This window comes from Neisseria sp. GT4A_CT1 (assembly GCF_000227275.1).
In the GTDB taxonomy this organism is placed as follows: domain Bacteria; phylum Pseudomonadota; class Gammaproteobacteria; order Burkholderiales; family Neisseriaceae; genus Neisseria.
The window spans coordinates 194,401-201,524 of sequence record NZ_JH164964.1; the positions used below are offsets into that span (position 1 = coordinate 194,401).

The 7,124-nt window shown below is 47.2% G+C and carries 6 protein-coding genes and 3 pseudogenes; 3 read left to right on the plus strand and 6 right to left on the minus strand.

The annotated features are described in order from the left end of the window. Positions 1–177 (plus strand): annotated as a pseudogene (locus tag HMPREF1028_RS14310) (peptidylprolyl isomerase); the annotation flags it as partial. A 777-nt stretch (positions 178–954) separates the two neighbouring features. Here the strand turns inward: HMPREF1028_RS14310 and HMPREF1028_RS00875 are convergent. The 4 genes and pseudogenes from HMPREF1028_RS00875 to HMPREF1028_RS00890 all read right to left on the minus strand — a co-directional run bounded on the left by HMPREF1028_RS00875 (position 955) and on the right by HMPREF1028_RS00890 (position 4,076). Next, on the minus strand, positions 955–1,392 hold the full coding sequence (locus HMPREF1028_RS00875) for a biopolymer transporter ExbD (protein WP_003759376.1): 438 nt from the start codon (positions 1,390–1,392) through the stop codon (positions 955–957). 3 nt (positions 1,393–1,395) lie between these two features. Continuing rightward, positions 1,396–2,055, minus strand: coding sequence for a MotA/TolQ/ExbB proton channel family protein (locus tag HMPREF1028_RS00880; protein WP_003759374.1), 660 nt, complete (start codon positions 2,053–2,055; stop codon positions 1,396–1,398). Between the two features lie 59 nt (positions 2,056–2,114). Then, positions 2,115–3,090: pseudogene (locus tag HMPREF1028_RS00885) on the minus strand (energy transducer TonB). A gap of 521 nt (positions 3,091–3,611) precedes the next feature. Beyond that, the gene (locus HMPREF1028_RS00890) at positions 3,612–4,076 is read right to left on the minus strand and encodes an Rrf2 family transcriptional regulator (protein ID WP_003759367.1); all 465 of its coding nucleotides are present in this window, start codon (positions 4,074–4,076) and stop codon (positions 3,612–3,614) included. Positions 4,077–4,247: 171 nt separating this feature from the next. Between HMPREF1028_RS00890 and HMPREF1028_RS00895 the strand changes: the two genes are divergently transcribed. Then, positions 4,248–4,628 (plus strand): hemerythrin domain-containing protein, encoded by a 381-nt coding sequence (locus tag HMPREF1028_RS00895; protein WP_009310946.1) that lies wholly within the window; start codon positions 4,248–4,250, stop codon positions 4,626–4,628. 111 nt (positions 4,629–4,739) lie between these two features. Beyond that, positions 4,740–5,897 carry an NnrS family protein gene (locus HMPREF1028_RS00900; RefSeq protein WP_009310947.1) on the plus strand — a complete coding sequence of 386 codons (1,158 nt, stop codon included), beginning with the start codon at positions 4,740–4,742 and terminating at the stop codon, positions 5,895–5,897. 131 nt (positions 5,898–6,028) lie between these two features. Here the strand turns inward: HMPREF1028_RS00900 and HMPREF1028_RS00905 are convergent, their stop codons facing one another. After that, positions 6,029–6,787, minus strand: coding sequence for a peptidylprolyl isomerase (locus tag HMPREF1028_RS00905; protein WP_009310948.1), 759 nt, complete (start codon positions 6,785–6,787; stop codon positions 6,029–6,031). A gap of 20 nt (positions 6,788–6,807) precedes the next feature. Continuing rightward, a pseudogene (locus HMPREF1028_RS00910) lies at positions 6,808–7,124 on the minus strand (hypothetical protein); the annotation flags it as partial.

Consider the following 7,124-nt stretch of genomic DNA (forward strand, 5'->3'; position numbering starts at 1 on the left):
ATTGTTGAAGTACAAAATATTGCAGCGCCGGAAAATATTGCTTCCCAAGTGCCTGCTGCCAAACAAATGCTGGCACAACAGCAGTCTGCCAACATTTTTGACGCATTGCTGCGTTATTTCAGCAAGGAAATCAAGCGCGAGCAAGGTGCGCAAAAAGTTGATAATTCAGCAGAGTAAGCAGGTGATGAACAGGTAGGCGGCAATGATGGCAAACATGATTGCCCGTCTGCCTTAAACAGAATCAAACGGTCGGAGAAAATCCGACCGTTTTCATTATATAATCAGCCTTTCTTGCCCCATCAATATAGTGGATTAACTTTAAACCAGTACGGCGTTGCCTCGCCTTAGCTCAAAGAGAACGATTCTCTAAGGTGCTGAAGCACCAAGTGAATCGGTTCCGTACTATCTGTACTGTCTGCGGCTTCGTCGCCTTGTCCTGATTTAAAGTTAATCCACTATATTACACATCTGGTTTCAGACGACCTTTTTTGAAATGGAAGTGTTTTGTAGAGAGTGTGTTCTGTGCTCGTTTGATTGAAGATAAAGATGGTTTTATCGCTTTATTGGGTGGATGCTAATCCGGTATGGCGGTTTTGTTATTAAGGGAAATCGGGGAATAGGGGGTATTTAAAACAACTTTCCCGAATCCTTATATTGCAGCTGCTAAGGGTATTTTTACAGAAAAGAGTGAAGGTTTCAGACGACCCCTTATCCTTGAGCGAATGGAGAGCCTCCGGCTTTGTGTCTAACTATTCTCCAATCGGGAAGGTTAGGGTAGATTTGGGTATCTAGGAAGTCGAATTTATAGAAAATGCAGTTCATCTGCACTATGAAGGAAAAGAGGAATTGCTGAAAATGAGTGTATTGGATGTATTTAGGCTGCGTCTGATTTATATGTAAAAGGTCGTCTGAAAAGTAGGAATGCTTTTCAGACGACCTTTTTTACTGCCGGTATTATTGTGCTTTAGTTTCGGTCACAAAGCCGATTTTGGTAATACCTGCTTCGCGGGCAGCTTCGAGGGCTTTGTTGACATATTCGTATTCAACGGCCTTGTCTGCCGAAATGGCAACGATGGTATTGGCGTTTTTCTGCTTTTCAGTTTTCAGTCGGGAAGTAACTGTATTAATATCTGCTTTGGTTGCAGAATCACCATCGATGTAATAGTTGCCATTAACATCTATGGTCAGGCGCAGGGGGTCTTTAGGCTGCTTTTCCTTTTGTTTCGCTGCATTTTCTGAAGCGGACGGCAGTTCCAAAGGAATCGAATGGGTCAGTACGGGCATGGTGATCATGAAAACGATCAACAGTACCAGCATCACGTCGACCAAAGGCGTAACGTTGATGTCTGACATCGGTGCATCATCGCCGGAATTCATAGAGCCGAATGCCATAATTTAGTCCTTTTGATTCAACAGGCGGACGTGTAAATCGTGTGCGAAAGCGTCCATATCTTGAGAGAGGGTTTTCTTACCGCGGTTGAGGAAGTTATACGCCAAGACGGCAGGGATGGCGACAAACAAACCGATGGCAGTTGACACCAACGCCTCACCAATCGGACCGGCTACTGCGGCAATACTCATTTGACCGCTTTGACCGATATTGATTAAGGCGTGGTAAATCCCCCAAACCGTACCGAACAAGCCGATAAACGGGGCAGTTGAACCGATGGATGCCAAAGCAGTCATGCCGTAATCAAACTGGCGCATGTTTTGTTCCATGCTGTTTCGGATTTGAATGACGAGGTATTCATTCAAAGGCAGCTCGGTAGTAAGTGTTTTCGCATTGCTTTGACGATAGCTTTGGTAGGCACGCAGGGATTCGTCCGCTACACGGCTCATTGGTGCATCAATATCTTTCACTTTTTGCACGGCTTCGGTAAGCGTAAAGGCATTAAGCATTTGCGTTTTAACGAGTGCGTTGGCGGTTTTGGCTTTTTTCAGTTTGATGGAGCGCAGGATAATCAGGCACCAAGTCACGATGCTCATCACTAACATCAACACGAATACACTGATCAGAACAAAATCGCCTGATTCGAATATTGTTTTTAAATCCATAATTTTTCCAAATTTTCCAAGTAAATTAAAACTTTTGTCGATAAAGGTGTTGCGCCCGATTACTCAAGAGTAAAAGAGACCGGGACTCGGAATTCAGTCCAAACGGAGGCATTACAAGCACCATTTTTAACTGCTTTACGGGCAGCTTGGTCAAGAGCATTGGAGCCACTGCGTTTTAAAATTTTAACTTCAGCAACTTTTCCTCCTGGGCCAACCAAGACACTCAGCATAACTGTACCTGTATCTCCGTTTTCTGCCGCTATAGGCGGATATGGCGGTTTAGGAATATGGCAAGTGCCGCCTTTAACGGGATTGGCTCTACTACTACCCGGTCCTGTTCCAGGACCATTTCCACCGCCGGAACCTCCTCCACTGCCACTACCTGAACCATGTTCGCCTTTGTTGCCACCACTGCCGGGGCCGCTGCCTTCACCTTGTCCGTTACCAGGGCCTTTGTTGCCTCCGCCGTTTCCTTTGCTGTCGCCATGAGGAGCTTTACCTTGTCCGTTGCCTTTACCGTTTTCCGCAGTATTCGGCCCGGTTTTACTGCTGCTGGTGTAGTCCGAGGCTTTAGGTGCAGGCTTGGATTCTGGTTTGGGTTGGGGTTTAGGCTCTGGACGTGGTTCGGGTTTAGGTTCAGGCTTAGGTTCCGGTTTGGGTTCTGGTTTTGGCTCAGGCTTTGGTTTTTCAACCGGCTTGGGCTTCTCTTTCGGCTGCTGGATATCAGCATCCGCTTTTTTTGTTATGACCGGCTTAAATTGTGGTTTGGGCTGTTCGACCGGTTTGGGTTTAGGCTGTGGCTTAGGTTTTTGCGGTTCGGGCGTTTTTTTCGGGAGCGGCAGGCGCACCTTCGCCTTCGGGGGTGCCGTCTCCACCTCCGTCGCCACCACCTAAATCCGCCAAATCGACAAACTCAATATTTGCCATTTCCGGTATAAGCGGTTTATATGTTTCCCACAAAAGCGCAATCAAGCCCGCGTGAAGCAATGTTACGGTAATGACGGCTACTGGGATTAAAATTCGGTCTTTATTCATAATCGACGCATGATAATAGCAACAATTTTTGTTTGCAACCTGTTTTTACATCTGTTTTTTGAGTTAATATTTATTCTGGAATAATCTAAAATATTAATATGTACAATGCAACATTTTGATATTGCTATTCATTATCACAATAAAACAAAAGAAAAAGAGGAAGCGACGCCTCAGTCAACTGGATTAGAAGTTGTTCATCCGGAAAAGTTCACAAATTTACAATAAAAGTGGTTTGGATAAAACGATGGCGATGGCGTGCCTTAGAGGAGAAAAAGCTGCAAAAATATTATTTTATTGATTGGCTTGTGTTCTTAGATTGATTCCCGCTATTGCAGGTCGGTAGTTGGTGTGGCTTGAATAGCGGGATAGACCCGTACACTTTCCCAAAAAGGTCGTCTGAAAATAGAAAATTTGATGCTTGTGAAATGTTGTGGTTACAAGAATGATCAGATGTTTCCTAATTTTGGGATTGTGCGGGTTTTCAGTTAAGTCTCTTAAAACATATCGGCAGAGTAGGTAGCTTATGCCGATTTATCGTCTGTTTTTTCGACAACGATTTCGATTTTGGGTTCGTATAGCAAATCGTAGGTTGGTTTATTGAGCAGATCCTGCAAAGTAAACCCGTCCAAATGCGCAAAGAAAGCCTTAATCGCTCCGCCCAAAATGCCGGTAAGGCGGCAAGACGGCGTAATCAGGCATTCGTTGTTTTCCCCCATGCATTCGACAACCTGCATGGGTTCAAGATGGCGAACGACCGCGCCGACATTGATTTTATCGGGTGTGTCGGCAAGACGCAGTCCGCCTCCTTTCCCTCTTATGCTGGTCAGGAATCCGCCTTTGACAAGCGCGGTAACGACTTTCATCAAATGACTTTTTGAAATGTTATAGGCTTCGGCAATGGTTCCGATATTGACTAACGAATCGTCGTTTATGGCCGCATAAATCAATACCCGCAGACCATAATCCGTATGTTGCGTCAGATACATGGTTTTCTCTGTTCAGAATATATTATTTTTTTAGGACGGCGGCAGTGTTTCCAGTGGAGAATTGTCGCCGTTATGTGTTTGACTTTATATATGATTAAGTTTCATAATATCTGAAACATTTAAATTAATCCAGTGTAGTTTGATAATTTATTATCATTATAATCAAATATTATGAAGCCGTTAAAACGCCACCCAGCACTTATCGAACTTTCCCGCGAACACCATCACGCCCTTTCACTCTGCGTCCGCCTCCTGCGTGCGCCCGCTGAAAGCCATCAAACAGAGCTTGAAGCCCATTTCCTTGAATTGGAACCGCATTTTGTCGAAGAAGAAACCATGTTCGCCCCGCATTGGCAGAATATTCCCGTTGCGATGCGCGAACGTTTCGAAGCCGAACACGCCAAACTGCGCAGTATGATGGCAAATCCTGAATATCTTAACGAAGCATGGAATAAGGACTTTGCCGTTACCCTACGCGACCATGCCCGTTTTGAAGAACGCGAACTGTTTCCCGTAGTCGAGCCGTTTTTACCGGAACCCGAAGGAATCTGATAAAAAAGGTCGTCTGAAAAGTCCAAAAGCACGATTTTAGTGTTTTCAGACGACCCTCCTGTCTATTCAAACCTAAAACAAACCATTCAAAAAACAAACCAAGGAACTACCATGACCGCCTTTTTCAAACACCCTGTTTGGGCAATGGCATTCCGCCCGTTTTACTCGCTGGCGGCACTATACGGCGCACTCTCCATCCTGCTTTGGGGCTTCGGCTATACGGGTACGCCCGAGTTGTCCAATTTTTATTGGCACGCCCATGAGATGATCTGGGGCTATGCCGGACTCGTCGTCATTGCCTTTCTGTTGACTGCCGTTGCCACTTGGACGGGGCAGCCGCCCACGCGCGGCGGCGTTTTGGCAGGATTGACCGCTTTTTGGTTGGCGGCAAGGATTGCCGTTTTCATTCCGGGCTGGGGTGCAACCGCCAGCGGCATACTCGGTACGCTGTTTTTTTGGTACGGCGCAGTTTGCATGGCATTGCCTGTCATCCGTTCCAAAAACAAACGCAATTACGTCGCCGTATTCGCCATCGTCGTCCTGGGTTGCACGCATGCCGCATTCCACTTCCAACTGCATGCCGGAAACGCATCTGCACTGCTCAGCGGGCTGCAGTCCGGTCTGATTATGGTCTCAGGCTTTATTGGCCTTATCGGTATGCGGATTATTTCCTTCTTTACCTCCAAACGCCTGAATGTTCCGCAAATCCCCAGCCCTATGTGGGTCGCTCACGCGTCCCTCTGGTTGCCCATGCTGACTGCCATGCTGATGGCGCACCATGCCCTGCCTTGGCTTTCATCCGCTTTTGCCTTTGCAGCGGGCGTGATCTTTACCGTACAGGTTTACCGCTGGTGGTATAAAGCCGTTCTGAAAGAACCGATGCTGTGGATTTTGTTCGCAGGCTATTTGTTCACAGGATTGGGATTGATTGCCATCGGTGCTTCCTACTTCCATGGCTCTTTCCTTAATCTTGGCGTACATCTCATCGGCGTCGGCGGCATCGGCGTCCTGACATTGGGCATGATGGCGCGCACCGCGCTCGGGCATACCGGCAACTCCATCTATCCGCCACCCAAATCCGTACCCGTCGCCTTTTGGCTGATGATAGCCGCCACTGTCATCCGCATCATTGCAACCTTCGTCAGCGGCACCGGTTACACCCACAGCATCCGCACTTCCGCAGTCTTGTTTGCCCTGTCCTTGCTACTTTACGCATGGAAATACATCCCTTGGCTCATCCGCCCGCGTTTGGACGGCAAACCGGGTTAATTAAACCAAGCATATTAAACGAAAGGTCGTCTGAAACCTGTTTTAAGGTTTCAGACGACCTTTTTATATGGGAATCCGCTTTAAACCGGTACGGCGTGGTTTTACCGAAGTCTGTATCGTTTCAGTGCGTGTTATTGCTCGATACCGTTTTCACGCAATAGCTGGTGAATTTGCTGTTGGGCTTTATCTTCTTTCAGCAGCTGGGTGAGTTGATCGCGAATCAGATCAAACGGCGGTGCTTGAGGGTCTTTTTGTACTTCGCTGATTTTAAACAGGAAGAACTTGTTTTCAATTTCAACAGGATTGTGAGTTACCTCTCCCCGATTCATTGGGCCCAAGATGCCTGCAAGCGGTTGGCGCAGCTGTCTTGCCATGACGAAATCTTCAAATGCGGGTTGCTGATTCGGATATCGTTTCGTCAATTCTTCAAATGACAAGCCTTTCAAGAGCAATTCTTGTGCTGCTCGCGCTTCTTCGGGCGTGTCGAAGCTAACCTGCTGAATCTTGATCATGCGGGTTTGCTGTTCGTAAAACTTCAATAATTCAGCATTGCTGATTTCGGCAGTGCGCTTCAGATATTCGGCATATTGCGCCGCGTAAAATTCCGCTTCCATAGTGAGGAATTGGTTGCGGACCTCGGGATCTTTATCCAATCCGGCTTTGAGTGCGGCATTTTTGAGAATTTCAATGCTTTGCAAGTGTTTGACGACTTCTTGGCGGATTGCTTTGCCGTCAGGCTGCTGCTTGGATTCAGGACGCTGTTCGGCTTGCTTGAGAATGCGGGCGACTTCGCTGTCTATGCGTGCCGGATCAATATCAGGCGCTTTGGCGACAGCGAATCCGGCAACAGCCGTCGCCATGATGACTGCGGCGGCAGTTTGGTATGTCATGATAAAAACTCCGTGAACAGTTATTTAATTGTGGCTTTTTGCAACAGAGATTGGAGCGCTTCATCGACGCGGGAGGCTTGCAGGTCTTGGGCTATACTGCTTTTGGATTCGTCATAAGACGGAAGCTTTACATCCCGACGGTCGTTGACATAGAAGACGGCATAGACGTCGCTGTCTTGCAGAGGCGTTGTAGTGTGCGCGCCTTTTTTCAAATCTTTAACTGCGGCATAGAGCGGGGGGACAGCCTCCTGCAAATCTTTTAAAGGAATATAACCTTGCTGGATGCCGCCCGTTTGTTTGGCGCGTTCATCTATTGAATATTGCTTCAGGACGGAGG